The sequence below is a fragment of the Microbacterium helvum genome (genome assembly GCF_014779795.1).
Classification (GTDB): Bacteria; Actinomycetota; Actinomycetes; order Actinomycetales; family Microbacteriaceae; genus Microbacterium; species Microbacterium helvum.
Genome location: NZ_JACXZS010000001.1, coordinates 600871 through 627254, shown reverse-complemented (window position 1 = coordinate 627254; position 26384 = coordinate 600871). Strand labels below are relative to the sequence as shown.

General features: G+C 71.2%; 23 protein-coding genes. 14 read left to right on the top strand and 9 right to left on the bottom strand.

Annotated features, from left to right (window positions below; translation table 11 throughout):
- The first annotated feature begins 36 nt into the window (after positions 1 to 36).
- On the top strand, positions 37 to 1056 hold the full coding sequence (locus IF188_RS02775; RefSeq protein ID WP_191170224.1) for a LacI family DNA-binding transcriptional regulator: 1020 nt from the start codon (positions 37 to 39) through the stop codon (positions 1054 to 1056).
- 56 nt (positions 1057 to 1112) lie between these two features.
- On the opposite strand, the gene IF188_RS02770 is transcribed toward IF188_RS02775, so the two are convergent.
- Positions 1113 to 1979: an AraC family transcriptional regulator gene (locus IF188_RS02770; RefSeq protein WP_191170223.1), complete on the bottom strand. Its 867-nt coding sequence runs from the start codon at positions 1977 to 1979 to the stop codon at positions 1113 to 1115.
- A gap of 86 nt (positions 1980 to 2065) precedes the next feature.
- Positions 2066 to 2518 (bottom strand): NUDIX hydrolase, encoded by a 453-nt coding sequence (locus IF188_RS02765; protein ID WP_191170222.1) that lies wholly within the window; start codon positions 2516 to 2518, stop codon positions 2066 to 2068.
- A 49-nt stretch (positions 2519 to 2567) separates the two neighbouring features.
- On the opposite strand from IF188_RS02765, the gene IF188_RS02760 reads away from it, so the two are divergent.
- Positions 2568 to 3236, top strand: a complete 669-nt coding sequence (locus IF188_RS02760) for an aspartate/glutamate racemase family protein (protein ID WP_191170221.1) — start codon at positions 2568 to 2570, stop codon at positions 3234 to 3236.
- A 126-nt stretch (positions 3237 to 3362) separates the two neighbouring features.
- On the opposite strand, the gene IF188_RS02755 is transcribed toward IF188_RS02760, so the two are convergent.
- The gene (locus tag IF188_RS02755) at positions 3363 to 4547 is read right to left on the bottom strand and encodes a hypothetical protein (protein ID WP_318152736.1); all 1185 of its coding nucleotides are present in this window, start codon (positions 4545 to 4547) and stop codon (positions 3363 to 3365) included.
- A gap of 58 nt (positions 4548 to 4605) precedes the next feature.
- Positions 4606 to 6279: an N-6 DNA methylase gene (locus IF188_RS02750; protein ID WP_191170220.1), complete on the bottom strand. Its 1674-nt coding sequence runs from the start codon at positions 6277 to 6279 to the stop codon at positions 4606 to 4608.
- Between the two features lie 147 nt (positions 6280 to 6426).
- On the opposite strand from IF188_RS02750, the gene IF188_RS02745 reads away from it, so the two are divergent.
- Genes IF188_RS02745 through IF188_RS02735 form a run of 3 tightly spaced genes read left to right on the top strand, consistent with a single transcriptional unit; the run spans position 6427 to position 8418 of the window.
- A complete protein-coding gene (locus IF188_RS02745; protein ID WP_191170219.1) occupies positions 6427 to 7683 on the top strand; it encodes a D-arabinono-1,4-lactone oxidase in 1257 nt (418 codons plus the stop codon).
- A 4-nt stretch (positions 7684 to 7687) separates the two neighbouring features.
- Positions 7688 to 8050 (top strand): YidH family protein, encoded by a 363-nt coding sequence (locus IF188_RS02740; protein WP_191170218.1) that lies wholly within the window; start codon positions 7688 to 7690, stop codon positions 8048 to 8050.
- Entirely contained in the window at positions 8047 to 8418 is a 372-nt protein-coding gene (locus tag IF188_RS02735) for a DUF202 domain-containing protein (RefSeq protein ID WP_191170217.1), read from the top strand. The genes IF188_RS02740 and IF188_RS02735 overlap by 4 nt, the downstream gene beginning before the upstream one ends.
- A gap of 138 nt (positions 8419 to 8556) precedes the next feature.
- Here the strand turns inward: IF188_RS02735 and IF188_RS02730 are convergent, their stop codons facing one another.
- Positions 8557 to 9894: an MFS transporter gene (locus tag IF188_RS02730; RefSeq protein ID WP_191170323.1), complete on the bottom strand. Its 1338-nt coding sequence runs from the start codon at positions 9892 to 9894 to the stop codon at positions 8557 to 8559.
- A gap of 5 nt (positions 9895 to 9899) precedes the next feature.
- Positions 9900 to 10373 (bottom strand): MarR family winged helix-turn-helix transcriptional regulator, encoded by a 474-nt coding sequence (locus tag IF188_RS02725; RefSeq protein WP_191170216.1) that lies wholly within the window; start codon positions 10371 to 10373, stop codon positions 9900 to 9902.
- Positions 10374 to 10445: 72 nt separating this feature from the next.
- On the opposite strand from IF188_RS02725, the gene IF188_RS02720 reads away from it, so the two are divergent.
- The 5 genes from IF188_RS02720 (at position 10446) to IF188_RS02700 (ending at position 16461) form a co-directional block, all read left to right on the top strand.
- Positions 10446 to 11297, top strand: a complete 852-nt coding sequence (locus tag IF188_RS02720) for an alpha/beta hydrolase (RefSeq protein ID WP_191170215.1) — start codon at positions 10446 to 10448, stop codon at positions 11295 to 11297.
- A gap of 161 nt (positions 11298 to 11458) precedes the next feature.
- Complete coding sequence (locus tag IF188_RS02715) at positions 11459 to 13006, top strand: glycoside hydrolase family 6 protein (RefSeq protein WP_191170214.1); 1548 nt, start codon at positions 11459 to 11461, stop codon at positions 13004 to 13006.
- Positions 13007 to 13197: 191 nt separating this feature from the next.
- The gene (locus IF188_RS02710; protein ID WP_191170213.1) at positions 13198 to 14247 is read left to right on the top strand and encodes a lipoate--protein ligase family protein; all 1050 of its coding nucleotides are present in this window, start codon (positions 13198 to 13200) and stop codon (positions 14245 to 14247) included.
- Positions 14248 to 14318: 71 nt separating this feature from the next.
- Complete coding sequence (locus IF188_RS02705) at positions 14319 to 15377, top strand: DNA-methyltransferase (protein ID WP_396652734.1); 1059 nt, start codon at positions 14319 to 14321, stop codon at positions 15375 to 15377.
- 97 nt (positions 15378 to 15474) lie between these two features.
- The gene (locus tag IF188_RS02700; RefSeq protein WP_191170212.1) at positions 15475 to 16461 is read left to right on the top strand and encodes an LLM class F420-dependent oxidoreductase; all 987 of its coding nucleotides are present in this window, start codon (positions 15475 to 15477) and stop codon (positions 16459 to 16461) included.
- 280 nt (positions 16462 to 16741) lie between these two features.
- Here the strand turns inward: IF188_RS02700 and IF188_RS02695 are convergent, their stop codons facing one another.
- On the bottom strand, positions 16742 to 18241 hold the full coding sequence (locus IF188_RS02695) for a carboxylesterase/lipase family protein (protein ID WP_191170211.1): 1500 nt from the start codon (positions 18239 to 18241) through the stop codon (positions 16742 to 16744).
- Positions 18242 to 18265: 24 nt separating this feature from the next.
- A complete protein-coding gene (locus IF188_RS02690) occupies positions 18266 to 19579 on the bottom strand; it encodes an MFS transporter (RefSeq protein WP_191170210.1) in 1314 nt (437 codons plus the stop codon).
- Between the two features lie 187 nt (positions 19580 to 19766).
- Here IF188_RS02690 and IF188_RS02685 point away from each other — a divergent pair, with 187 nt between their 5' ends.
- Together IF188_RS02685 and IF188_RS02680 are read left to right on the top strand one after the other, a co-directional pair.
- On the top strand, positions 19767 to 20564 hold the full coding sequence (locus IF188_RS02685; protein ID WP_191170209.1) for a histidine phosphatase family protein: 798 nt from the start codon (positions 19767 to 19769) through the stop codon (positions 20562 to 20564).
- 53 nt (positions 20565 to 20617) lie between these two features.
- Positions 20618 to 21817, top strand: coding sequence for an ROK family transcriptional regulator (locus tag IF188_RS02680; protein WP_191170208.1), 1200 nt, complete (start codon positions 20618 to 20620; stop codon positions 21815 to 21817).
- Positions 21818 to 21888: 71 nt separating this feature from the next.
- Here IF188_RS02680 and IF188_RS02675 read toward each other — a convergent pair whose 3' ends face one another.
- A complete protein-coding gene (locus IF188_RS02675; RefSeq protein WP_318152734.1) occupies positions 21889 to 22479 on the bottom strand; it encodes a TetR/AcrR family transcriptional regulator in 591 nt (196 codons plus the stop codon).
- A 153-nt stretch (positions 22480 to 22632) separates the two neighbouring features.
- On the opposite strand from IF188_RS02675, the gene IF188_RS02670 reads away from it, so the two are divergent.
- Together IF188_RS02670 and IF188_RS02665 are read left to right on the top strand one after the other, a co-directional pair.
- Positions 22633 to 23931: an MFS transporter gene (locus IF188_RS02670; RefSeq protein ID WP_191170206.1), complete on the top strand. Its 1299-nt coding sequence runs from the start codon at positions 22633 to 22635 to the stop codon at positions 23929 to 23931.
- Positions 23932 to 24018: 87 nt separating this feature from the next.
- The gene (locus tag IF188_RS02665) at positions 24019 to 26310 is read left to right on the top strand and encodes a beta-glucosidase (RefSeq protein WP_191170205.1); all 2292 of its coding nucleotides are present in this window, start codon (positions 24019 to 24021) and stop codon (positions 26308 to 26310) included.
- The last annotated feature ends 74 nt before the right edge of the window (positions 26311 to 26384 follow it).

Below are 26384 nucleotides of genomic sequence, written 5' to 3'. Positions count from 1 at the left end.
GGGAAGCGGTAGCGTTTCGCGCGAGGAGGTGCCTCGATGGCAGTGAGCGTGCGCGATGTCGCGGCGGCGGCATCCGTGTCGGTGGGGACCGTGTCGAACGTGCTCAATCGGCCCGAGAAGGTGTCGCCGGCGACGGTCGAGCGGGTGACGCAGGCGATCGAGCAGCTCGGGTTCGTGCGCAACGATGCCGCCCGTCAGCTGCGGGCCGGCCGCAGCCGCAGCATCGCGCTGATCGTGCTCGATTCGGGCAACCCGTTCTTCGCCGAGGTGGCGCGCGGTGCCGAGGACCGTGCCGCCGAATCGGGCATGAGCGTGCTGCTCGGCAACAGCGACGAGCGCTCCGAACGCCAGGACGCGTACCTCGACCTGTTCCGCGAGCAGCGCGTCAACGGCGTGCTGGTCACGCCGACCGGCGACGATCTGTCGGCGCTCCTGCGGCTGCAGCGCGGGGGAGTGCCCGTGGTGCTCGTCGATCACGAGGACGCCGCCAGCGCGCTCGCATCGGTGTCGGTCGACGACGTCGAGGGCGGGTATCTCGCCGTGGCGCACCTGCTGTCGACGGGTCGCCGGCGCATCGCGTTCCTCGGCGGACCGCGTTCGATCCACCAGGTCGCCGACCGCCTCGAGGGGGCACGCCGTGCCGTGGCTGAGGTCGACGGCGCGACGCTCGAGGCGATCGAGATGGCGGCGCTCACGGTGCTGCAAGGCCGCGAGGCGGGGGAGCGTCTGCGGGCGCGGGAACCGGGCGAGCGACCGGACGCGGTCTTCGCGGCGAACGACCTGCTCGCGGTCGGAGCACTCCAGGCGTTCTCGCTCATGTCGGACGTGCGGGTGCCCCACGACATCGCCCTGATCGGCTACGACGACATCGACTTCGCCTCGGCCACCGTCGTGCCGCTCAGCTCGGTGCGCCAGCCCGCACACCTCATCGGGTACACCGCGGTCGACCTGCTGCTGCGCGAACTGGAGGAACCCGACGGCGGGCACGAGCGCACCGTGCGCTTCCGGCCCGAGCTCGTGGTGCGCGAGTCCACGGCGCCGGCCTCGGACGAATAAGGCACCGCGGCGAGGGTCGGGGCCGACGCCGCGGTGCCTCGCGGGCCAGGCGGCGGTCAGGCGCGCTCGACCGGGAGCCACAGCTCGCACGTCGCCGTGGAGAAGTCCGCGGAACGGTCGAGGATCGCCACGATCGACGGGTCCGGCCGCAGCCGCCACGGGTTCGAGGGGAACCAGTCCGCCGCGGTCGCGGCCCACGTCTGCTGAAGCGCCGCGGGATAGTCGCCGGTGGTGCGGAACACGGCCCACGTCCCGGCGGGCACGTCGATGATGTCGAGGTCGCCCGGGACGGAGGCGTCGGCGTCCACGGCCACGCCGTGCAGGTAGGTGAGCGGTGTGCCTTCGGTGTAGTCGGGATCGACGTCGGCCGAGACCTGCAGGAGCCCTGCGGGCTCGGTGGTGCTGAGGCTCTTCAGCCGGCTGTGCTCCTCGACCGGCAGTGCGGCGATGTGCGCCTGGATGTGCGGGTTGACGCCTTCGTGGATGAGCGGCACGCGGGCGGCGTGGCCGATGAGGCGGAACGCGGGGCGGTCGGTGATGCGGGTGTCCATGGGGATGCTTCCTTCGACGGTCAGGCGGAACCTGAGTTGGGTTTGCGTGCGAAGGGGGCCGTGACCGCGGCGCAGCTCGCCCGGCGCGATGCCGTGCACGGCGCGGAACGCCCGTGCGAACGCCTCGGTCGAGCCGTAGCCGTGACGGACCGCGATGTCGAGCAGATCCTCGTCGCCGAGAACGTCGGCCGCGGCGACGGTCATGCGCCGGCGACGGACGTACTCCGACAGCGGCATTCCCGCCAGCGCCGAGAACATCCGGCGCAGGTGATACTCGGTGGTGCCCTCGCGGCGGGCGAACGCCGCGATATCGAGGTCATCGGTCAGATGCTCCTCGATGTGCTCGGTGAGCCGGTTGAGCGTCGCGATCACGATTCTCCCTTCGCTTCAACCCTCCCGATCGAGGACGCGTCCCGCCCGATGATCCGTGCCCGATCCGGTCGGCGGTCGGCGGAGTGTCAGAACCCCACCGCCAGCAGGGTCGCGGATCCTCCCTCGCGCAGGGCCGCGAGTGCCGTGCGCTCGTAGTCGGGCATGCGCTCGGGCAGAGCGTCGAGGTCGAACCAGGCGAGCTCCGCGCACTTGCGCGGCTCGAGGATCCGGGGCTCGCCGTCCCAGGCGTCGCACGCGAAGAACCAGTCCACGCGCTGCTCGATCGGGTTGTCGGTGCCGTCGGTGCGCTGCATGACGGCGATGGGCGACAGCGCGGCCGGGTCGAGCGCGAGGCCGAGCTCTTCGCGCGCCTCGCGGATCGCGGCGCCCGTCGCCGTCTCGCCGCGCTCGACGTGGCCTGCGGCGCCGGCGGCCCAGCATCCATCCATGTAGCCCGTGTTCTGCCGCAGCTGCAGCAGCACGGACAAGCCTCGGCGGAGGTACACGTACGACGAGGGGACGATGCTGAAGCGGCTCACTTCACGAGACCCTACCGCGACCGCCTCGCGCATCGACGAGACTGAGCACATGACCTCCGCTGCGACGCGCATCGCGTTCGTGCACTCCGGTGCCGTCAACATCGCGCCCTTCACGGCGCTCGCCGCCGAACTGCTGCCCGATGCGACGGTCGTGAACTACCTCGACGACGCGATCATCCGCGACCTGGCCGATGCGGACCGGGCGGCGTCCGTTCCCGAGCGCGTCGGCGAACTGGTCCGCGCCGCCGCGGCGGGAGGGGCGGATGCCGTCATGCTGACCTGCTCGTCGATCTCGGCGCTCGCCGCCCCGGCGGGAGCCGAGGCCGGCGTCCCGGTGCTCCGGGTGGACGAGGCGCTGGCGGATGCCGCGGTGCGGACCGGTGACCGCATCCACGTGCTCGCCACGTTGGAGACGACCCGTCGGCCGACCCTCGCGCTGCTGAGGGAGCGTGCCGTGCTCGCCGGCGTCGAGCCCGAGCTGTCGAGCGAGGTCGTGGGCGGCGCTTTCGCGGCGGTCGCCGTGGGCGACCGCGCCACACACGACGCCCTGGTGGCGGAGGCCATCGAGCGCGGTGCGGCGCAGGCCGACGTCATCGTGCTGGCGCAGGCGTCGATGTCATCCGCGGCGGGCGCCGTGTCGGTCGCGGTGCCCGTGCTGACGAGCCCACGGCTCGCCATGGAGCGCCTGGCCGCCCGGCTCTCGGGCGCCCACACCTGAGCCTCGACGGCGCGAGGTGGTCGACCTGCCGCCCTGACGCGTCATGGAAGCGCAGACGGCTACGCCACGTCGGGGCTGAGGCTCGGATGGCTGCTGCACCGCGGTGCGCTTGTATGCGTTGTCGGCTCAGCCGTGTGTCGCCGCCTGCCGCGCCTCGCGCCGCGCGGCGTCGAGCAGTGCGCGGGCCCGCTCGTGGTGATCCACCGGCGTGATCGCGAGCGTGCGCTCGACCATCGCGCGCAGGAACCGTGCCGGGTGCAGCTCGTCGGGCACCCGGTCGTCGAGCACGATCGACACCGGGGGCAGCGCGGCGATCGCCGCGTCGAGCTCGGCGCGTTCGGCCGCGCGCTCTTCGGCCCGCTCGGCGGCCTGCGTCGCCGCCGGATCGGCGACAGGCGCCGAACCTGGCGCGTCGAGGGCGAAGAGCTGATCGTCGTCGCCGCTCACGTCCAGCGCGTCGGTCGCCGGCGCCGCGCCGGCCGTGGAGTCGGGCAGATCCTCCGATGCGTCCGATCCGGCGTCCGGCCCGGTCTCGGGCTCGTTGACATCGTCACCGTCGGCAGGCGGGTCCTGCGCATACTCCATCAGCACCAGCGCGACGGCGTCGTACGCATCGTCCTCCTGGCCGAGCTTGCCGAGCAGGTCGATCAGCCACGCGGCCTTCGCCGCCTCTTTCTCGTAGATCGTCGTGCGCAGGCCGAAGACGAATCCGAGCGAGGCGAGGGGATGCCGCAGCCGCAGGTTCTTCGCGTCGCCGTAGGACTCCTCGACCCGGTTCGCGGCGTTCTTGCCGAACGAGGAGTCCATCCGCTTGGTGCTGATCAGCATCTCGGGCCCGGTGCGCCAGTCCGACAGCACGACGTCGACCTGCTTCTCGTAGTTCTTGCCCAGGATCTTCGCCTTGCCCGCGACCAGACCCGACCGGGAGCCGCTGATGCGGATGCGCTCCTCGAGCCGTGCGCGCTCGCCGCCCCGCACCGGCGTCGCCTCGAGCAGGGCCGCGAGCGCCGCGGGCATGATGCGCGGATCGGACTCGCGCGGCCACACCGCATCGGGGTCGAAGCCGGCACGGCGCAGTTCGTACGCGATCCACACGTCGAGGGCGAGGGCGGGGACGCCGGACTGGGAATTGGCGCCCAGGTGCAGCGGCACGCCGAGCAGCAGACGGAGCGTCTCGAAGTCCGGCCGGTACGTGACGACCGCGCCCTCCGCCGTCCACGGGGAGGTGTGACCGTCGACGGTCGCCCGCTCGACGATGCGGTCGAACAGCGCCCAGCCCTGCTCGGCGATGGACGGCTTCCTGATCGGCACGGCGGGCGGTGTCCTTCGGGTCGGTGGGCGGGAGCGGGGCGCGGGCGGTCCGCGCGTGTCAGCGGATCGTGCGGGACCGCGCGATGCGGCGCTCCATGAGCCGGGCGCGCGCGGCGCGGACCGCGTGCAGGTCGGCCTCGGTCGGCAGGTCGCGGTCGGCGAAGAGCGCGTCATCGACGCGCTGCACGGCATGCCACAGCCGGCCCGCCGCCAGATCGGCCGCGACCGGCTCGCGCACGGCGCGCAGCGCGGCGGCGCGCTCGGCGATGAGCCCGGCCGAGGGGACGGCCCAGCGGTCCGCCTCGCGGGGCTCGATCTTGAGGATGCCGCCGCCATAGGCGCGCCCCACCATCTCGGCGTTCAGCACCGTGACCGAGTTGAGGCTCGCGAGCGGCAGCAGCTCGCGCCCGAGGTCGCGCAGCTCCGGATCGAGATAGACGCCGTGCACCGAGTTGAGGTGGTGGACGCCGGCCTCGTTCGTGGTCAGGCGCGGCGTGTCGGCGTTCATACACGTCAGCAGCAGATCGGCCGGGGCGACGAGCGGTACGCGGTACCACGGGCTGCGCGTGCGGCACTTGTACGCCTCGTGCACGCGGTCGCGCTCACCGGCGCGCACATATCGCTTCGCCGCCGGCGACAGGGTGTCGCCGGTCGGCCGGAACATCAGTGTGGCGCGCCCGGCCTCGCCGAGGGCGTCGAGCTGACCCGGCGTCAGCGCGAGTCCGCGCAGGTGGCTGCTGCCCGGCGGCGAGAGCGGCACGAGCTCCGACGGGTCGAGCTTCAGCTTTGCTGCGCGCGCCGGGCTCAGCGTGAAGTAGCCGTTGTTGCCGGTCACGATGCCCAGCGTCGTCTCGCCCCACTCCTTGAGCGGCACGAAGGCGCCCGCCTGTCGCAGCGAGTGCAGCGGCTCGATCGCGTCGGGGTCGACGAGGGCGCTGTTCCACTTGTCGGACGGGTCGGCCGGGGTGAACGTGAGGCCGTCGGGCAGCGCGGTCAGCCCCGCCGCGTTCGTCGTCTCGTACACCGTCGCGTGGCGGCTCGAGCCCTCGTCGAAGCCGGATGCCATGAGCAGCACGACGTCGGCCTCGGCCTCGGCGAAGACCTGCTCGGTGAAGAGCACGAGCTCCAGCCGGGCGAACCGCTCGAACAGGAACCGCCGCACCGGCGCGGCGTAGTTGACGCTCAGCAGCTCGGCCGGAAGCACGAGCCCCAGCCGCCCGCCCGGGCGCAGGTGCAGCGCCGACTGCACGGTGAACGCCGCCCAGCTCGAGGCGAGGCCGGTCAGCGCCACACCGGCGCGGAAGGCCGCCTCACGGGCGCGGGCGCGGGCCTCGCCGGTGAACTGCTGATACCGGATGTAGGGAGGGTTGCCGATGACGGCGTCGAAGCGCGCGGTCGGCTGGACGTTGAAGAAGTCGTCCACGATCAGCGCGGGCGCGCCGCCGATCCGCTGGATGCGCTCGCGACCGACCTCGGCGCTGTGCGGGTGGATCTCGATGCCGCTGACCGCGGGCGGCTCTGCGGCGCCGAGATCGCGCAGGCGCCGCACGGCCTCGACGAGGAACGCGGCGTCGCCGGCAGACGGCTCGAGGACGGCATCCGTCCCCTCGCGGATCGCCCACTGCGCGAGGAAGCGCGTGATCGCCGGGGGAGTGAAGAACGCACCGCGCGCCTTTCGCGCACCCGCCGTATCGTCGGCGGCTCGCTCCAGCAGTTCCGGCACGATACTCATTCTCGCCCACCTTCTCGCTCGGGATCCGACATGACGCGCACGCCGTCGAAGACGTGTTCGAGACTAGGAAGGGGCTCCGACATGGAGCGGGATGCCGGGCTGCCCAGCAGGCAGGATGGAAGCATCCAAGATGCGAGAGGACGTGCGATGGCGCGCAACTGGGCAGGAACCTACGAGTACACGGCGCCTCGGATCGTGACGGCGGCCACCGTCGACGACGTCCGCCGCGTCCTCGCCGAGCCGGGCCGCGTGCGCGCGCTCGGCACGCGCCACTCGTTCACCGACCTGCCCGACACGAGCGGGACGCTCGTCGACGTCACCGGCTTCGCGCCCGAGTTCTCGCTCGACGAGGCGGCCGGCACCGTGACCGTTCCCGCCGGCATCCGCTACGGCGTCCTCGCGCTGTGGCTGCACGAGCGCGGCTGGGCGCTGCGCAACATGGGGTCGCTGCCCCACATCAACGTCGGCGGCGCGACCGCCACCGGCACACATGGCTCCGGCGACGGCAACCAGGTGCTCTCGGCGGCCGTGTCGGCGCTCAGCTACGTCGGAGCGGATGCCGAGGTCCACGAGGTGCGCCGCGGCGACGCCGACTTCGACGCACTCGTGGTGGGGCTCGGCGCCTACGGCATCGTGGTCTCGCTGACGCTCGACGTCGTGCCCGCGTTCCGGCTGCGGCAGGACATCTACACCGGTGTGTCGTGGGCTGCCGCCCTCTCGCGCTACGACGAGCTCACGGCCGCGGGGTACAGCGTGTCGGTGTTCTCGCGGTGGGAGGAGCCGTCCGTCGGCTTCGTCTGGGTGAAGACGCGGGTCGAGTCCGACGACCAGCTGGTGGCCGACACGCTGCTGGACGGCATCCGCACCCGCGGCGACGTGTCCCCGTTCGACGACGGCGACAACGCCACCGAGATCGGCGGCGTGCCCGGACCGTGGATGCTGCGGCTCCCGCATTTCCGTCTCGACGCGCAGCCGTCGTTCGGCGATGAGATCCAGACCGAGTACTTCGTCGACCGCGCCGATGCAGCCGCGGCCCTGGACGCCGTCCGGGCCCTGGGCGACGGCATCCGTCCGCACCTCATCTGGACCGAGCTGCGTACCGCCGCCGCCGACACGCTGTGGCTGAGCCCCGCGTACGGCCGCGACACCGCGATCATCCACTTCACCTGGCGCAACCACCCCGACGACGTCGCGGCCGCCGTCGCCAGGATCGAGGCGGCGCTGGAGCCCTTCGGCGCGCGCCCGCACTGGGGCAAGGTGCACGGCTTCGACCGCGCCGCGATCGAGCGTGTGCACCCTCGCCTGGCCGACGCACGCGCCGTGTTCGAGCGCCTGGACCCCGACGGCCGGTTCACGAACGCGCACCTCGAGCGCGTCGGCGTGCGCGAGGCGCGCGGACGGTGACGGCATGAGCGACCGCCGCTTCCCCCGCTCGGTCTTCTCCCGCGGCAAGGAGCCCGATGCGCGCTTCTCGCTCGCGAACGAGCGCACGTTCCTCGCGTGGATCCGCACCGCGCTCGCACTGATCGCCGGCGGTGTCGCGCTGGAGGTGCTCGGCCTCGACCTTCACGCCGGGCTGCGCCTCGCGGCATCGCTGGTGCTGGTCGCCGTCGGCATCGTCACCCCGGCGCTCGCGTGGATCGGATGGATGCGCAGCGAGATCGCGCTGCGAGAGAGCAGGCCGCTGCCCGCCTCGATCCTCGGCGTGCTCCTCGGCGCCTCGGTGACCGTGGCCGGGATCCTCGTGATCCTCGCGATCCTGGTGCGATGACCGCCCTGCCCGATCGGGGATCGCAGCCGGTCGACCCGGGACTGCAGCCTGAACGCACCGAACTCGCCTGGCGACGCACCGCGCTGGCGCTGGCCGCCGGCTCGCTCGTCGCGCTGCGGCTCCTGCCCGCCGCGTTCGGCAGTGCGTGGTGGACGCTCGGCGGCGTCGCCGGACTCCTGGTCACCGCCGCCCTGTACCAGGGAGCCCGCCGCCGCTACCGTCAGGTGAACCTCGCTCTCGGCCGAGAGGGGCACGAAGCCCGCATGCCCGGAGCAGGGGTGCTCTTCGCCCTCGCGCTGTTCATCTTCGCGGTGGCCGCGACCGGCCTCGCGGTCGTGCTCGCGATCGCCCTTGCCGTGCCCCGCTGACGCTCGGCCCCGTCGCGGCGGGGCCGTGGATGCCGGCGGCCGAGGCCGCCGGCATCCACTCCGTTCCCTCGTCAGCCGTGCACGCGACACGCCGAGCGGAGGTGTCCACTGGCGGCGAAGGAGGGAGAGGGGGCGGGTTCAGCCCGCCTTGGCCCGCGGCGCGTCGTCGCCGATCGTTCGGATCGGCGTCGTCGCGGCCACCGCGTCGCTGAACTCCTCGGGGGCGACGACCGTGAGGGGACGCGTCTCGTCGACGGTCAGCAGGAAGCGGCGGGACTCGTGGCGGCGCAGGCGGCCGGAGGCCAGCATCCACGTCATGCCGATCGCGCAGGCGAGCAGGCCCGCGACCGCGCCCACCTGGATGGCCGCGCGCGGTCCGTACGTCGTCGCCACCCACCCGGCGATGGGCGCGCCGATCGGGGTGGACCCCATGATGACCGCCATGTAGAGGGCGAGCACCCGTCCGCGCAGAGCGGGGTCGGTCGAGGTCTGCACGTAGCCGTTGGCGGTCGTCAGCATCGTGACCGTGCAGAAGCCGACGAACATGAGCGTTGCGGCATACAACGCGTATTCGGGCATGAAGGACGACACCAGCGACACCGCGCCGAAGCCGCCGGCCGCGTAGATCACGACCCGCAGCCGGGCGCGGTCGCGCCGCGCGGACAGCAGGGCGCCGGCCAGCGAGCCGATCGCGAGCACCGAGCTCAGCAGGCCGTAACCGTCGGCATCGCGCCCGAACTCCAGCGCCATCGTCGAGGCGAAGATCGGGAAGTTCATGCCGAACGCGCCGAGCAGGAACACCATCACGAAGGTGACGATGAGGTCGGGCCGGCGCGACACGTAGCGGAAGCCGTCGGCCAGGCGCGCAGCGCCGGGAGCCCTGACGCGGGGGACCAGCTCGTCCGTGCGCATGACCCAGAGCGCCACCAGCATCGCGAGGAAGGTCGCGGCGTTCGCCAGGAACATCCACCCGGTGCCGACGAGCACGATCATCACGCCGCCGATGGCGGGCCCGATCAGCCGGGCGGTGTTGAACGAGGCGGCGTTGAGCGCGACCGCGTTCGAGGTGTTCTCCTTCGCCACGACGTCGGATACGAATGCCTGGCGGGCCGGGGCGTCGAACGCGTTGGCGATGCCGAAACCGAGGGCGAACAGCCACATCAGCGGCAGCGTCATGACGTGGGTGAGCAGCAGGATGCCGACCGCGACGGCGAGCAGCATGAGCGCGGATTGCGTCAGCATGAGCAGCTTGCGGCGATCGAACCGGTCGGCGACCCACCCGGTGACGCCCACGAGCACGAGCGGCGGCCCGAACTGCAGCGCCATGGTGACGCCCATCGCGGTGGCGTCGTGGTCGGTCAGTTCGGTGAGCACCACCCAGTCCTGGGCGGTCGACTGCATCCAGCCGCCGATGTTCGAGATCAGTGCACCGATGAACCAGACGCGGAAGTTGTAGAGCGACAGCGAGCGGAACATGGCCTTCACAGCGTCACCATCCGTGCCATGATGTCGGCGGCCTGAGCGATGGTCGCGCGTTCGTCCTCGGTGAGTTCGGCGAGGGCCGACTCGACCCACGCGTCGCGGCGGCGTGCGGTCTCGTCGACGACGGAGCGGCCCTGGTCGGTGAGCGAGATGACGACCTTGCGGCCGTCGTTCTCGTCGGCGCCGCGCGTGATCCAGCCGGAGTCCTGCAGGCAGTTCACCGTGCGGTTCATCGAGGGGGCGGAGACACGCTCGCGGGCGGCGAGCTCGCCGAGCGTGTGGGGCCCGGTCTTCCAGAGGGCTGCGAGCACGGCGAACTGTCCGTCGCTCATGGAGTCGACGGCTCGCTGCGTCCGCATGCGGCGCGCGAGACGGAAGGTCGCGATCCGCAGCTGCGAGGCGGCGGCGGAGAGGTCGGAATCGGTGTCGGCGTCGGTTTCGGTGCGTGTCGTGGAAGTTACGTGGCTGCTCATTCGGATATTTAGCCTAGCTCATTAGCTTTGCTAAAGATAGTTCGCGGGATGCCGCACCCTAGACTTCTCGGCATGCCCGAGTTCAGCGACGCCTACGGCATCACGATCTTCTACGACGTCCATCCGGCGAAGACCGCGCCGAGGGCGGTGGTGCAGCTGCTCCACGGGATCGGCGAGCACGCGGGGCGCTACGGTGCCCTGATCGACGCGCTGGTCGCGGACGGGTACACGGTGTACGCGGCCGATCATCGCGGCCATGGCCGCACCGGCCTCAAGCAGTACGACGGCGACACGTCCCGACTGGGGCACCCCGGTCCGGGCGGACTCCGCGCGGCGCTGGCGGCGATGTGGCAGTTCACGGGCATGGTCCGGGCCGAGAATCCGGGCGTCCCGCTCATCCTGCTGGGGCATTCGGCGGGCTCGGTGCTCGCGCAGATGCTCGTCAACGACCACCCTGAGGCGTACGACGGGCTGGTGCTGAGCGGTTCGGCCCTGCGCATGCCGGGATCGATCCACACCAGCGGGCTGAACAAGCCGTGGGACGGCCCCGGCGCGATGGGCACGGAGTGGCTCTCCAGCGATCTGAGCGTCGGGCGGGCGTTCCTCGACGACCCGCTCACCACCTCGAAGGACCCGATCGCACTCGTCGGCATCGTCGACAGCCTGCGCATGTACGGTCGCCCGCGCAAGCGCGTGGGTCGCGGCATCCCGACGCTTCTCATGGTCGGTCGGGACGACACCGTCGGCGGTCCGCGCAGCGTGCACCGTCTCGCCGAGGCGTACCGCACCCGCTCGCGCTTCACCGACGTCACGACGCTCGTCTACCCGGGTGCGCGGCACGAGATCTTCAACGAGGTCATGCAGGCCGACGTCCGCGCCGACCTGCTCGCCTGGCTCGACCAGCGGTTCCCCGAGCGCGCCTGATCGCTGCGCGCTGCGGCGCTCCAGAATCTGACCGTTGACGCCGGCCGGTCCGGTGCGCCATCCTGTGCCTAGTGAGCATCGTGGGAGCGCTCCCACGCGCGCATGATGTCCGCTCCCCGGGCGACGACGCCCGGTGGTCGACGACGACCGCAGGAGAACTCATGACCCCGGCATCCATTCATCCGGCGACGCCACCGCGGCGACGCGCGATCGCGCTCGGCGCGACGGCGGTCCTCGCGGCGGCGTTCGCGCTGCCGCTCACCGCGACCGCGGCACTCGCCGCCGACGACACCGGCCTCGCAGGCTCGGACCTCTACGTCAACCCGTGGAGCACGACGCTCGAAGCCGCGCAGTCGCTCAGCGGCCAGGCGCGCGACGACGCGCAGCTGCTCGGCTCGATCCCGTCGGCGGAGTGGCTCACCTCGGGAACGCCCGCCGAGGTGCAGGCCGCCACGGACGACATCGTGACGGCGGCTGCGGCGCAGGGCAGCATGCCCGTGCTCGTCGCGTACAACCTGCCGTTCCGTGACTGTGCGCAGTACTCCGCCGGCGGGGCGACGAACACCGCCGAGTACGAGGCGTGGATCGACGGAGTCGTCGCCGGCATCGGCGACCGTGCCGCCAGCGTGATCCTCGAGCCCGACGGACTCGGCATCATCCCCTGGTACACGACGATCAACGGCGACAGCGAGTGGTGCAAGCCGGCCGAGGCCGACGCCGCGACGGCCGCATCGGACCGCTTCTCGCAGCTGAATTACGCCGTGCAGGCGCTCAAGGCGAACGGCGCGACGTCGGTCTACCTCGACGGCACGCACTCGGGCTGGCTCGGGGTGGGTGACATCACCGACCGGCTGATGAAGGCAGGTGTTGCGGACGCGGACGGGTTCTTCCTCAACGCGTCGAATTACGTGCCGACCGAGCGGCTGCAGAAGTACGGTTCGTGGATCTCGCAGTGCCTCGACCTGTCGCAGCACACCTGGTGGCAGCCGCAGTGGTGCGCGAGCCAGTACTACCCGGCCGACCCGGCGGACTTCTCGACGTGGGGGCTGTCGGACGCAGCCTTCGCCCAGGCGTATGCCGACACCGGCCGCACGGCCGACCCCGCCGAGATGGCGCACTTCGTCATCGACACGAGCCGCAACGGTCAGGGCACCTGGACGGCTCCGGCCGGCAAGTACTCCGACGCGGAGGACTGGTGCAACCCGCCAGGACGCGGGCTCGGCGAGCGTCCGACGACCGAGACCGGCGACGCGCTGATCGACGCGTTCCTGTGGATCAAGGTGCCCGGCGAATCCGACGGCAAGTGCTACCGCGGCACCGGCGGGCCCAACGATCCTGAGCGCGGATACGAGGACCCGGCGGCGGGCCAGTGGTTCGTGCAGCAGGCGCGTGAGCTGATCGAGCTGGCGAACCCGGCGATCGCGCCGCTGGACTGCCACGTCGACTGGGCGCCGGACGCCGACGGCACCTCCGCGGTCGTGCGGCTCGCGGGTGACACGGGCGACCGGTTCTCGCTGAGCTTCGCCGTGCCGGAGGGGCAGACGATCGCGAAGGCGACGCGCGCGACGGTCGTACAGGCCGACGGGATCGCTACGGTCAGCGGGACGCCCAAGCGCACCGGCAACGCTCCCGACACCGTGGTGCACGCGAAGGGTGCGCTCAGCACGCCGTGGCAGTTCCTGCTCGACGGGCGCGCCTGCACGTCGTAGTCCCGGGGCGGGCTCTCGAGGGCGTCTTGCGACGTTTCGTCTTCGCTCGTTCCTCGCTCCGCTCAACGACCAGGAAGCCTCCTGGTCGTTGAGCGAGCGGAGCGAGACGAAACGCGGTGAGCCGCTCATCGGATCTGCCTCCGCTGTGACGTCTGCGTCGGGGCAGGTGCCCGCGCAATAGGCTGAATCCCATGCACGGCGAATACAAGGTGCCCGGCGGCAAGCTCGTGGTGGTCGACCTCGAAGAGCGCGACGGGCGCATCGCGGACTTCCGCCTCGCGGGCGACTTCTTCCTCGAACCCGACGACGCGCTGCTCGAGATCGACGCCGCCGTGAACGGCCTGCCGATCGAGGCCGACGTCGCGACCATCGCGGCGGCCGTGCGCGGCGCGCTCCCCGAGGGGGCGCAGCTGCTGGGCTTCACGCCCGAGGCCGTCGGCACCGCCGTCCGGCGGGCGCTCGTCACGGCGCCCGGATGGCGCGACTTCGACTGGGAGATCGTCCACGACGGCCCGGTGTCGCCCCGCATGAACCTCGCTCTCGACGAGGTGCTCACCGGCCGCGTGGGCGACGGCCGCCGACGTCCGACGATGCGCATCTGGGAGTGGGACGAGAACGCGGTCGTGATCGGGTCGTTCCAGTCCCTGCGCAACGAGGTCGACCCCGACGGCGCCGCCAAGCACGGGTACGACGTCGTGCGGCGCATCTCGGGCGGCGGCGCCATGATGATGGGCGCCAACTCGATCGTCACGTATTCGCTGTACGTGCCGGCATCCCTCGTCCAGGGCCTCACTTTCGCGGACTCCTACGCGTTCCTCGACGACTGGGTGCTGCAGGCGCTGCGCGCGCTCGGCATCGAGGCGACGTACCAGCCGCTCAATGACATCGCCTCGCCGCAGGGCAAGATCGGCGGCGCCGCGCAGAAGCGGCTCGCCAACGGCGGAGTGCTGCACCACGCGACCCTCAGCTACGACATGGACGGCGAGGTCATGACCGAGGTGCTGCGCATCGGGCGCGAGAAGCTCAGCGACAAGGGCACGACCTCGGCCGCGAAGCGCGTCGACCCGCTGCGGCGGCAGACCGGCCTGCCGCGCGAGGCGATCATCGCCAAGCTCGAAGAGACCTTCACGAACCTGTACGGAGCGGTGCCGGGCCACATCACTCCCGACGAGTACGCCGAGGCCGAGGCGCTCGTGGAGTCGAAGTTCTCGACCGACGCGTGGCTGCGCCGGGTTCCGTGACCGGATCGGGGGATGCCGGCGGCCAGGCCCGCGCGGCCGCAGATGTCCACGGGGCAGAGGCTGCGGCATCCATCGATCCGGTCGTCGGCTCGGTCCGGATCCACCACGGCGACAACCTCGATGTGATCCGGGCCCTGCCGGACGGGTCGTTCACCCTGATCTACCTCGACCCGCCCTTCAACACCGGCCGGCCGCAGGAACGGGCCGTCGAGACCGCGCGGTCGCGGCATCCATCCCCCGCCCCGCCGTCCGCGCCGTCCTTCGCCGCGCCGTCCCCCGCCCCGCCGTCCGCGCCGTCCTTCGCCGCGCCGTCCTCGGTGAGACCGATGCCGGGGGACGAGACCGAGGGTGGACCCCACGGTCTCGTCCTTGCACACCGGTCTCGCCGAGAGGGGGCCGGCGCGGGGGCCGTGGTCGCGCAGGAAGGGGAGGCGCCCGCGCGGGCGGGAGTCGTGCGGCGCGGCTTCCACGGGCGGGAGTACGAGCGGATCCGGGGCGATCTGCGCGCGTACGACGACAGCTTCGACGACTACTGGGGCTTTCTCGAGCCCCGGCTCGAAGAGGCCTGGCGGCTGCTCGCCGACGACGGCACGCTGTACCTGCACCTCGACTACCGCGAGGCGCATTACGCCAAGGTGCTGATGGACGCGCTCGTCGGCCGCGACCGCTTTCTCAACGAGCTCATCTGGGCGTACGACTACGGCGCCAAGACGCGCAAGCGCTGGCCCACCAAGCACGACACGATCCTCGTGTACGTCAAGGATCCGAAGGCGTACTGGTTCGACTCGGATGCCGTCGACCGCGAGCCGTACATGGCCCCGGGGCTCGTGACGCCCGAGAAGGCTGAACGCGGCAAGCTCCCCACCGACGTCTGGTGGCACACGATCGTGCCCACGACCGGGCGCGAGAAGACGGGCTACCCGACGCAGAAGCCCGAGGGCATCCTGCGCCGCATCGTGCAGGCGTCGTCGCGGCCCGGCGACAGGGTGCTGGACTTCTTCGCCGGCAGCGGCACGACGGGTGCCGTGGCATCGGCGCTCGGCCGTGACGCCGTGCTGGTGGACCACAACCCGGCGGCGATCGCGGTGATGCGGGAGCGGATGCCGCACGCCACCGTCGTCGGCTCCTGACCCCCGCGCGCCGCGGAATATACCCGTCCGGCGTGTGGCCGTCGAGCCTGCGCAGGGCGTGGGCACCGGCATCCCCCGTCGCCCTAGGCTGAGGCTCATGCGTTTCGGAACCTTCATCCCCCAAGGCTGGCGATTCGATCTCGTCGGCATCGACCCCGCTCAGCACTGGGCGGTGATGAACTCCCTCGCGCAGCGCGCCGACGCCGGGCCGTGGGAGTCGCTGTGGGTCTACGACCACTTCCACACGACGCCGGTGCACTCCGACGAGGCCACCCACGAGGCGTGGACGCTCATGGCGGCCTTCGCGGCCTCGACATCGAACATCCGCCTGGGCCAGATGTGCACGTGCATGGGGTACCGCAACCCCGCCTACCTCGCCAAGGTGGCCGCGACCGTCGACATCGTGTCGGGCGGCCGCACCGAGATGGGCATCGGCGGCGGCTGGTACGAGCACGAGTGGAAGGCGTACGGCTACGGCTTCCCGCCCGTCGCCGACCGGCTGCGGATGCTGCGCGAAGGCGTCGACATCATGAACCAGGCGTGGACGACCGGCCGCGCGACGCTCGACGGCCGCCACTTCCAGGTCGACGGCGCGATCGTGCAGCCGCTCCCGCTGCAGGACGGCGGCATCCCGTTCTGGATCGCCGGCGGCGGCGAGAAGGTCACCCTCAAGATCGCGGCGCAGTATGCGTCGTACACGAACTTCGCGGGCTCGCTGGAGGAGTTCGACCACAAGAGCGACGTGCTGCGCGGACACTGCGACGCCCTCGGCCGCGACTTCGCGTCGATCACACGCTCGTCGAACTTCAACACCATCGTCGGCGCCACCGAGGCCGAGGCCCGCGACCGGCTCGCCACCGTCGTCGAGCGGCTGCGCCCACACGTCGGCGACGAGCGCGCCGCCCACATCGAGCAGGACTATCTCGCCTCGCCCGGCTTCGGCACCCCCGAGCAGGTCGCGGAGCGCCTCGCCGAGCGCGCCGAGCACGGCCTGGGCTACAGCATCCACTACTTCCCCGAGGCCGCGTACGACACGTCGGGCGTGGAGCTGTTCGAGCGCGAGGTCATCCCCGCGCTGGCCTGAGGCCTGATCTCGACTCCTGCTCCGCAGTCGCTTTCTGCGCGTCGAGCCTGCGGTCGACCCGCGGTTTGCGACTGCGGAGCCTTGATCTGCTCCGCAGTCACCTTTTGCGCATCGAGCAAGAGGTGACCCGCGGTATGTGACTGCGGGGGCCACAGGGAATCTGCTCCGCAGTCAGGAGTCGCGCGGGCGAGGTCGGTCGACCCGCAGGTTCTGACCGCGGAACGAAGAGGGGAAGGGTGGATGCCGGGCGCCCGGCATCCACCCCTCACAGGTTCGCGGGTCAGAGCAGGGACGCCACCGCGGCGTAGCCGTCGGGGTCCACGCCCGGGGTGGCACCGCCGAAGACGCGGGTCGTGCCGGGCGCCCCAGACCACGCAGGCCACCCGGGCTCGCCGTCGGCGATCAGCGCCACGGCGGCGCCGTGGGTCTGGTCGGCCAGCGACTGCGGCGGGTTCGGGCCGGTGAGCGCGTCGATGCCGATCGGAGAGTCGAGGCAGTCGAACCAGAACGGCACGTCGATGCAGTGCACCGCCGCGTCGTGCACCATGCCGGGCTGCGTGGAGCGGAAGGCGTACCGGTACACCCAGGTCGGCGCGGCGCCGCGGGCGGTAGCCGCCTTGACGACGAAGGTGCGGAACATGCGGTCGGTGATGTACCGGCCGAGTACAGCGGCATGGCCGCGGGCCACGACGTCCTGGTTCGCCGCGAGGTAGGCCCTGCGCTGCGCGCCCTTGAGGCCCGACTTGCCGAGCAGCAGCGACAGCGGGATCCAGCGCAGCTTGTTCGCGGCTCCTGAGACGACCATCGAGAACTCGTCCTCGGTGGCTCCGAGCACGAGCGGCTTGTCGGCGCCGACGCCGGCGGCGATCGACTCGAGCGTCGGACGCGTGATCAGGTCGCCGTCGATCGCCGGGCCGAGCGTCAGCCCGTCCTCGAGGAGCCGCGTGACGCCGTCCGACCCCGACACCTCGGTCGCGGCCTTCTGCGCCGCGATGATCCTCTCCTCGCCGACGGTCGACAGTCCCGCCCGCGTCGGGGCGACATCGAGGCGTGCGGCGACGTCGCGGCCGATGCGCTCGCACGTCGCAGGGGCGACGTCGGCCGTGGCCGCGGACAGCGCCCACACCGAGTGGAACAGATGCTGGGCCGCCGGCATCCCGAGCAGCGTCAGCACCGCCCCGCCGCCGGCGGACTGCCCCGCGATCGTGACGCGCGACGGGTCGCCGCCGAACTGTGCGATGTTCGCCTGCACCCACTCGAGGGCGAGCAGCCAGTCGCGGATGCCGCGGTTGGAGGGGGCGTCCTCGATCCAGCCGAACCCGTCGAAGCCGAGGCGGTACGAGATCGTCACGGTGACCACGCCGTCCCGGTTGAACGCGCGGCCGTCGTACCAGGGCGACGCGGGGGAGCCCGCGAAGTACCCGCCGCCGTGGATCCACACCAGCACCGGCAGCGCGGCGTCGGTCTCACCCGGCACCGGCGTGAACACGTTGACGTTCAGCGTCGCCTCACCCGGCACCGAGGGCTCGGGGATGAGCGTCACGCCGGGGTCGCCGCGCTGCGCCGTCGCGCCGTAATCCAGCGCGTCGCGCACGCCCTGCCACGGCTCGGCGGGCACGGGGGCGGCGAAGCGCAGCTCGCCGACGGGCGGCTGGGCGAACGGGATGCCGAGGAACGCGGCGCTGCCGCCGTCGCCGGGCTCGCCCCGCCAGAAGCCGCGCACGCGCCCGGTGACGGTGTCGGCCTCGGCGTAGCGGAGGGTCGTCGTGGTGTCTGTCATGGGGAGGGTCCCTTCGTGCGGACTCTAGCGGACGCCCTTGATGGGCGCCGTGGCGATCGCTGCGAGGATCACGAACACGATCGCGAACACGAACAGCATGGCGTAGCCGCCCAGGGCCGAGATGATCAGCAGGGCGATCGAGGGGCTCAGGGCCTGCGGGATGTTGGTGGCGACGTTGAGGATGCCGAGGTCCTTGGCCGCGGAACCCTCGGGGTTCGGCAGCACCTCGGTCATGAGCGCCGCGTCGACCGACATGTAGAGGCCGAACCCGACCCCGTTGATGACGCTCATGAGGATCATGCCTGTCATGTCGGGCATGACGAGCGGCATCGCGAGGCCGATGACCATGATCACCGATGCCGCGTAGATGAAGACCTTGCGGCGTCCGACCTTGTCGCTCCACCAGCCCGAGAGTCCGATGGCGATGAGGGTCGGCACGAAGGCGACGAGCGTGAGCGTCAGCACGGCGCCCTGTGCCTCGCCCAGCGACAGTCCGATGTACTTCTGCAGCAGGTACAGCTGGTAGGTCGAGACGACGAAGTAGCCGAGGATCAGCAGGAACCGTGCCGTGAACGCCCAGAAGAAGTCCGGGTGCTTGCGCGGGTTGATCCAGAAGCCCCGGAAGAACGCGCCCCAGCGGAACGGCTCGACGGCGGCGTCCTTCGACGACCAGTCACGGTTGATCAGCGCGAACAGCAGCGTGACGACGATGACCGCGCCGCCGAACACCGCGTACGCGACCCCGAACTGGGCGGCCAGCGCGCTCGCGATCATGATGCCGATCGTCATGCCCAGCTGCGTCCCGAGGCCGATCATGGCGCTCGCGCCGCCGCGCTTCGAGCGCGGGAACCGGTCCGCGGTGATCGTGGTGAGCGGCGCCTGCAGGAAGTTGAGCGCGACCTGGATCACGACCCAGAACACCGTGATCCAGAAGAGGTCGGTGAGCGATCCCATGCCGAAGAGCAGGATGCCGCCCACGAGCGCGCCGATGACCATCCACGGTGCGCGGCGGCCGAAGCGCGAGCGGGTGCGGTCGCTGAGCGCGCCGGCGATCGGCTGGGCGAAGAGCGTGAAGACGAACGAGACCGTCGTGACGATCGCAAGGTTCGCCTCGCTGTGCTCCTGGCCGAACAGGATCTGGACCTGCGTCGGCAGCAGGATCGCGATCAGGCCGCCGTAGGTGGCGAACAGGGTGAGCGCGGCGACCAGCATGCTGGGCAGCAGGGCCCTTCGGGCGGGCGGGCTCGCCGGCGGCTCGCCGGGCGCGGGCGGTGTGCTGCGGATGAGCCCGGTGGGGGCGATGTCGAGGGCGGGATCGGGCGCGGGCTGTGCGGTCATGCTGACTCCTCTTCGTCGAGACGTCTCAGGTGTGTCGGGTGCCAAATGCGAACGGCATTCGGGATCAGTGTGCCGGACGCACGCACAAAGTTCAAGACCTGAACTATGTGTAACGATCCCGCAACGACCGCGTCCCGCGAATCCCGAATGTCGCTAGCGTTCAGTCCGTCCCATCGAAGGAGATGACATGAACCGACTGACTTCCCGCATCGCTCTCGCGACCGTCGCCGTCCTCGGTGCCACGGTGCTTGGCGGCTGGAGCGCCGCCCCCACGGCGACCGCGCCCGCCGCCGCGAATCCGCTGGCTTCGAACCGCGACGCTGTCGTGCAGGTGTACCTGACCCGTCACGGCGAGACGATCCTCAACAAGCTCAAGCTCGTGCAGGGGTGGTCCGACGCGCCGCTCACCGAAGAGGGCGTCGCCGTCGCGACGCGGGTCGGCAAGAACCTCGCGGCCGAGGTCGGTAAGCTGGATGCCGCCTACTCGGCCGACATGGTGCGCCACTACGAGACCGCGACGCTCATGCTGCAGGCCGCCGGTTCGAAGCTCGCGCCGGTCCGCGACGAGGGCCTGCGCGAGCTGAACTTCGGCGGTTGGGAGGGCGCGAAGCAGAGCACGATGCAGGGCGCTCTCTTCGGCTACTTCGGCGAGCACGGGCTCGACTTCACACTGGAGAGCATGACCGACGCCATCGTGGCGACCAACCCCGTGCCCGCGCTCCCTGCCGAGGACTGCGATCAAGTGTCCGACCGCATGCAGGACTCGCTCGACGCCATCGCCGCGGACGCCGCCAAGCACCGCGACGACAAGGTGCTCGTCGTCTCGAGCGGGCTGTCGATCTCGTGCCTGCTCGTCGACCTCGGCGCGGAGGACCGCCTGCCCGAGACCGGGATCGCGAACGGCGCCGTCAACCTGCTCACCTACAAGGCGGGCGCCTGGACCGTCGAGACGGTGAACGACACCCACTACGCCACGCAGCAGTGAACGGGCGGGGCGGGGGTGCGTCGTCGCCTCCGCCCCGGCCTACGATGGCGGTCATGCCCCTCGCCACCCCCGACGTCCGCCGACACAACCTCGGCCTCGTGCTCGGGCGTGTGCTCGAAGGCGCCGGCGAGGCGCGCGCTGACATCGCCGCCGCGACCGGCCTGTCGCGCGGCTCGGTGACCTCGCTCGTGGCCGAGCTCATCGAGGCAGGCCTCGTAGAAGAGAGCGACGTCGTCGCGCCGGCCGGCATGGGTCGCCCTCGCACCACCCTCGCCCTCGCGGCGTCGGCGCCCTGCCTCGTGACCGCGATGGTCGACGCCGACCACGCGACCGCGGTCGCGGCGACGCTGTCGGGAGACGAGCTCGCTCGCGTCTCGCTGCGTCACGGGCGCCCGATGGGCGACCCGGGCGCGATCGCCGACGTGCTGGCGCGTGCGATCGACGACGTCGCGGGGGAGCTGGATGCCGCCGGCCGGCGGATCGCCGACGTCTGCGTCGTCGTCTGGGCACCTGTCGACGGCTCGCCCGCCCGTGTGCTCGCCGACACGGATCTGGGATGGGGAGAGGTCGACCTCTTGGGGCTGCTGCGCGATCGCTCGGCCGCACTCGCCACGTTCGAGGCGACGGGCGGCAGCTCCCGGCTGGTGCCGGACTCCTCGGTGGCGGCGCTCGCCGAGCACGTCGCGGTCGGGGGTGACACCCTGCTGTACCTGAAGTCCGACTCGGGCATCGGCGGTGCGATCGTCCTCACGGATCAGGACGCGGGTGTCCGCGTGATCGGTGCCGCCCTGGGGCATCTGCCTGTGGTGCCCGACGGCGAGCTCTGTGCGTGCGGGCAGCACGGCTGCCTCGTGACCGTGGCCGGTCCGGACGTGCTGCTGTCGCGGGCCGGGCTCGGCCCGCTCGCCGACCGTGAAGGGCTCACGGTCGCGCTGGAGACGTTCGTCGCTCAGGTTCGCGCCGGCGAGGAGCCCGCGGCGTCGGTGTGGCGCGGCGCGGCGCGCGAGATCGCCCGCACGGCGCAGATCGTCGCCCTGACCCTCGGGCCGGACGTCATCGTGCTCGGCGGCTTCTTCGCGGCGCTGGCCGCGGACGTCGACGCGGTGTTCCGAGGCATCCAGCCAGGCATCGCCCGGTCGGCCGCGGTGCCGGTCCCCCCGGTGGTCGGGAGCATCCTCGGCGCAGACGCTGCTCTGCACGGCGCGCAGAGCGACGCGCGGACGCGGCTCCTGGCGGACCCCCTGGCGATCTGACGAGCGCCGACCGTGAGGGCGTTTCTTCTCCGGGCGCCGGAGCGCCCTCCGCTCAACGACCCGGTTGGCGGTCAGCGACGTCGCGTGATCAGCTCGAAGAGCGCGTCGACGGTCGCCGCCATGTCGACCTCGGGTTCCAGCATCCACTGGACCTGCATGCCGTCGGCGACGGCCTGGAACAGCCGCGCGAGCACGGCGGGATCGATGCGGTCGTCGATCTCGCCCGACTCCTGACCCGCCGCGATCGTCGCGGCGAAGAACTCGCGCAGGCCGATGCCGCGCTGGACGAAGTAGTCGTGGGCGGCGTGCTCGGGGTCGGCGGCGTCGACCGACAGGCGTGCGAAGAGGTGCACGAGCCCCGGCACATCGGCGTTGTGCCGGACGACGCCGAGATAGCCGTCGCGCACCCCGGCGAGGTCGAGTTCCGCGTCCGCGGTGAGCCCGTGCTCGACGTCACCGCTCAGGCCGCGCCCGGTCGCGTCGAGCTCGTCGCGCTTGCGGAGGATCTCGGTGAAGAGCTCCTCCTTGCTGTCGAAGTAGTGGAGGAGTCCGGCCTGGCTGAGGCCCACGGCATCCGCCAGTTCTTTGACGGACGCACCGCGATATCCCTCGCGGGCGATCACATCCAGCGCGCGCGTGAGGATCTCTTCGCGCTTCGCCACGCCTTTCGCGTAGGAGCCGCGTCGCCCCGTTCCGCTTTCTGCCATACGAGAAGTAAACCGAACACTGCTTGATTTCTCAAAACCTAGTGACATATGGTTTTCTCTCGAGGTGCTCGATGAGGAGCGCCTGCCACCCGAACCAAGGACCCGTCCATGACAGCGCCGTCTGAACCCATCGCCCCGATGACCACGAACACGTTCGTCGAGAACGCCTCAGGAATCGACGACCCGCCCGCGCCCATCAAGGGCCTGCGGCGGCTGATGTGGTCGATCATCCCCGCCAACATCGCGATCTTCATGGTGTGGGGCGCGGTGCCCGGCATCCTGCTGCCCCAGCAGGTCACGCTGGCGTTCGGCACCGAGGGCCAGCTCAACGTCGTGAACCTCGCGATCATCTCGACGGTCGGTGCGTTCGCGGCGATGATCGCGCAGCCGATCGCCGGTCAGATCTCTGACCGCACGCGCTCTCGATTCGGCCGTCGTGCGCCGTGGATCGTGCTGGGCGCGCTTGCCGGCGCGCTGGCGCTCATCGGGCTCGCGTTCGCGAGCAGCCTCGTCGGCTTCATCATCGCCTGGACCCTCGTGCAGATCTGCTACAACTTCGCCCAGGGCCCGCTGTCGGCGATCATGCCGGACCGCGTGCCGATCAAGCGCCGCGGCACGTTCGCCGCGCTGACCGGCATCGGCCTCATGCTCGGCGCCATCGGCGGCCAGATCGTCGGCTCGATCTTCTTCAAGAGCATCGCCGTGGGCTACGTCACGTTCGCCGTGGTGTCGGTCGGTGTGCTCGTCCTGTTCGTCGTGCTCAACCCGGACTACCCCAGCACGAGGATCGAGCCCGAGCCGTTCCGCATGAAGGAGTTCCTCGGCACGTTCTGGGTGAACCCCGTCAAGCACCCCGACTTCTTCTGGGCCTTCACCGGCCGCCTGCTGCTCTACACGGGCTACTTCGCCGTGACCGGCTACCAGCTGTACCTGCTGCAGAACTACTTCCACATCGATGCGCCCGAGACCGTCATCCCCGTCCTGGGACTGCTGAGTCTCGTCGGCATCATCATCTCGACCGTCGTGTCGGGCCCGCTGTCCGACAAGGTCGGCCGCCGCAAGCCGTTCGTCTTCGCGTCGGCCGCGGTCGTGAGCCTGGCGTTCCTGCTGCCGTGGTTCTGGCAGGACCTCAACGCCTGGATGATCATGACCTTCATCGCCGGCTTCGGCTTCGGCATGTTCCAGGCCGTCGACACCGCCCTCATGAGCGAGGTGCTGCCGTCGGCGAAGTCGTTCGCGAAGGACCTCGGCGTCGTCAACATCGCCGCGACCCTGCCGCAGACGCTCGCCCCCGCGGTATCGGGTGCGATCGTGCTGATCTTCGGCTACGCGGGTCTGTTCCCGGTGGCCATCGTGCTCGGCCTGCTCGGCGCATTTGCGATCTGGCCCATCAAGGCGACGCGATGACGTCGGCCGTCTCGACCTCGAAGATGGGGGATGCCGGCGGCCGCGGCATCCACCATCCCCTCACCGACCCCCGATGAAAGGAACTCCATGAGCATCCCCGATGTGACGGAACTGACCCTCGAAGAGAAGGCGTCGCTGACCAGCGGCGCGAGCTTCTGGTACACCAAGCCGGTGGAGCGCGTGGGTGTGCCGGCGATCATGGTGACCGACGGACCGCACGGACTGCGCAAGCAGCGCGAGGGTGGCGACCACCTCGGCATCGGCGACAGCGTTCCCGCCACCTGCTTCCCGCCCGCCGTGGGGCTCGGCTCGTCGTGGGACGTGGACCTCATCCACCGCGTGGGCGAGGCGCTCGGCACCGAGACCTCGATCGAGAACGTCGGCGTGCTGCTGGGCCCGGGCATCAACATCAAGCGCTCGCCTCTGTGCGGCCGCAACTTCGAGTACTTCTCGGAAGACCCGATCGTCTCGGGGGTGCTCGGCGCGGCGATCGTGAAGGGCATCCAGTCGAAGGGCGTGGGAACCTCGCTCAAGCACTTCGCTGCCAACAACCAGGAGAACGACCGCATGCGCGCGTCGTCCGACGTCGACCCGCGGCCGCTGCGCGAGATCTACCTGCGCGGCTTCCAGCGGGTCGTCGAGGACGCCCAGCCCTGGACGGTCATGTGCTCGTACAACCGCATCAACGGCGTGTACGCGTCGGAGGACCCGTGGCTGCTCACGCACGTGCTGCGCGACGAGTGGGGCTACGAGGGCCTGGTGGTCTCGGACTGGGGCGCGGTCAACGAGCGCGTCCCGGGGCTGGCCGCAGGCATGGACCTCGAGATGCCGTCGTCGGGCGGCGTCACCGACGCGCAGATCGTCGCCGCGGTGAAGGACGGGACGCTCGACGAGTCGGTGGTCGACGTCGCCGCGGGCCGCGTGCTGGATCTCGTGCGCAAGACGACCGAGGGCGCGGGCTCCGTGGCGGGGCCGCTCGATGTCGACGCGCACCACGCGCTCGCGCGCGAGGCCGCCGGCAGATCGATCGTGCTGCTGAAGAACGAGGGCGGCGTGCTGCCCCTGGCCCGTGACGCCCGGGTCGCCGTGATCGGCGAGTTCGCGGCATCCCCCCGCTACCAGGGTGCCGGGTCGTCGATGATCAACCCGACGCGCCTGGACAACGCGCTCGACGAGATCCGCGCGCTCGCGACCGGCGACGTGTCGTACGCGCAGGGGTTCAGCAACGTCCTCTCGGTGTCGGACGACGACGCCGAGGGTCTGCGTGCCGAAGCCGTGGTCGCCGCCGAGGCGGCCGAGGTCGTCGTGCTGTTCCTCGGCCTGCCGGCCCGCCTGGAGTCCGAGGGGTACGACCGTGAGGACATCGACCTGCCCGCCGCGCAGCTGGAGCTGCTCGACGCGGTGCTCGCGGCGAACCCGAACACCGTCGTCGTGCTGTCGAACGGCGGCGTCGTCGCCCTGCCGTTCGCCGGCCGGGTGCCCGCGATCCTCGAGGGCTGGCTGCTCGGACAGGCCGGCGGCGGCGCGACCGCCGACGTGCTGTTCGGCGAGGTCAACCCGTCGGCCAAGCTCACCGAGACGATCCCGGTGCGCCTGGAGGACACCCCGGCGTACCTCGACTTCCCGGGCGAGTTCTCGCACGTCCGCTACGGCGAGGGTCTGTTCGTCGGCTACCGCTGGTACGACGCGCGCCGCATGGACGTCGCGTTCCCGTTCGGCCACGGCCTCTCGTACACGAGCTTCGAGTACGGGGATGCTGCCGCTTCCGTGTCTGCATCGGGCGATGTCGAGGTGACCGTGGCGGTCACCAACACCGGCGACCGCGCGGGCCGCGAGGTCGTGCAGGTCTACACCGGCCTGGCCTCGTCGCAGGTGCAGCGCGCGCCGCGCGAACTCAAGGCGTTCGCGTCGATCGCGCTGGAGCCGGGCGAGACGCAGGCGGTGACGCTCACGGTGCGCCGCCAGGACCTGGCGTACTGGGACATCCGCGCTGACCGCTGGGTCGTCGAGGGCGGTTCGTACACGGTGTCGGTCGGGGCGTCCAGCCGCGACCTGCGGACCAGCGTCGACGTGGCGGTCGAGGGCGATGCGTTCACCCTGCCGCTGACGCGCTCGTCGTCGATGGGCGAGGTGCTGCGCCACCCGGTCGCCGGGCCGATCGTGCAGTCGATGATCGCGCAGGCGATGGGCGGCATGGCCGACAGCGCGGCGTCGATCATGCCCGAGGGCGTCGACATGTCGAAGATGATGGACTCGTTCCCCATCGGTCGCATCGGCATGATGGCGAGCCTCGCCGGCGACGGCGCTGGCGCGAGCCCCGAGATGATCGACGGCCTCATCTCCATGGCGAACGCGGGCGGGGTGCCCGCGCAGGCCTGATCCCAGGAACAGTGGATGCCTCGACCCCGTCCTTCGTGAAGGCCCGGGTCGAGGCATCCGCTCGTTCGCGACAC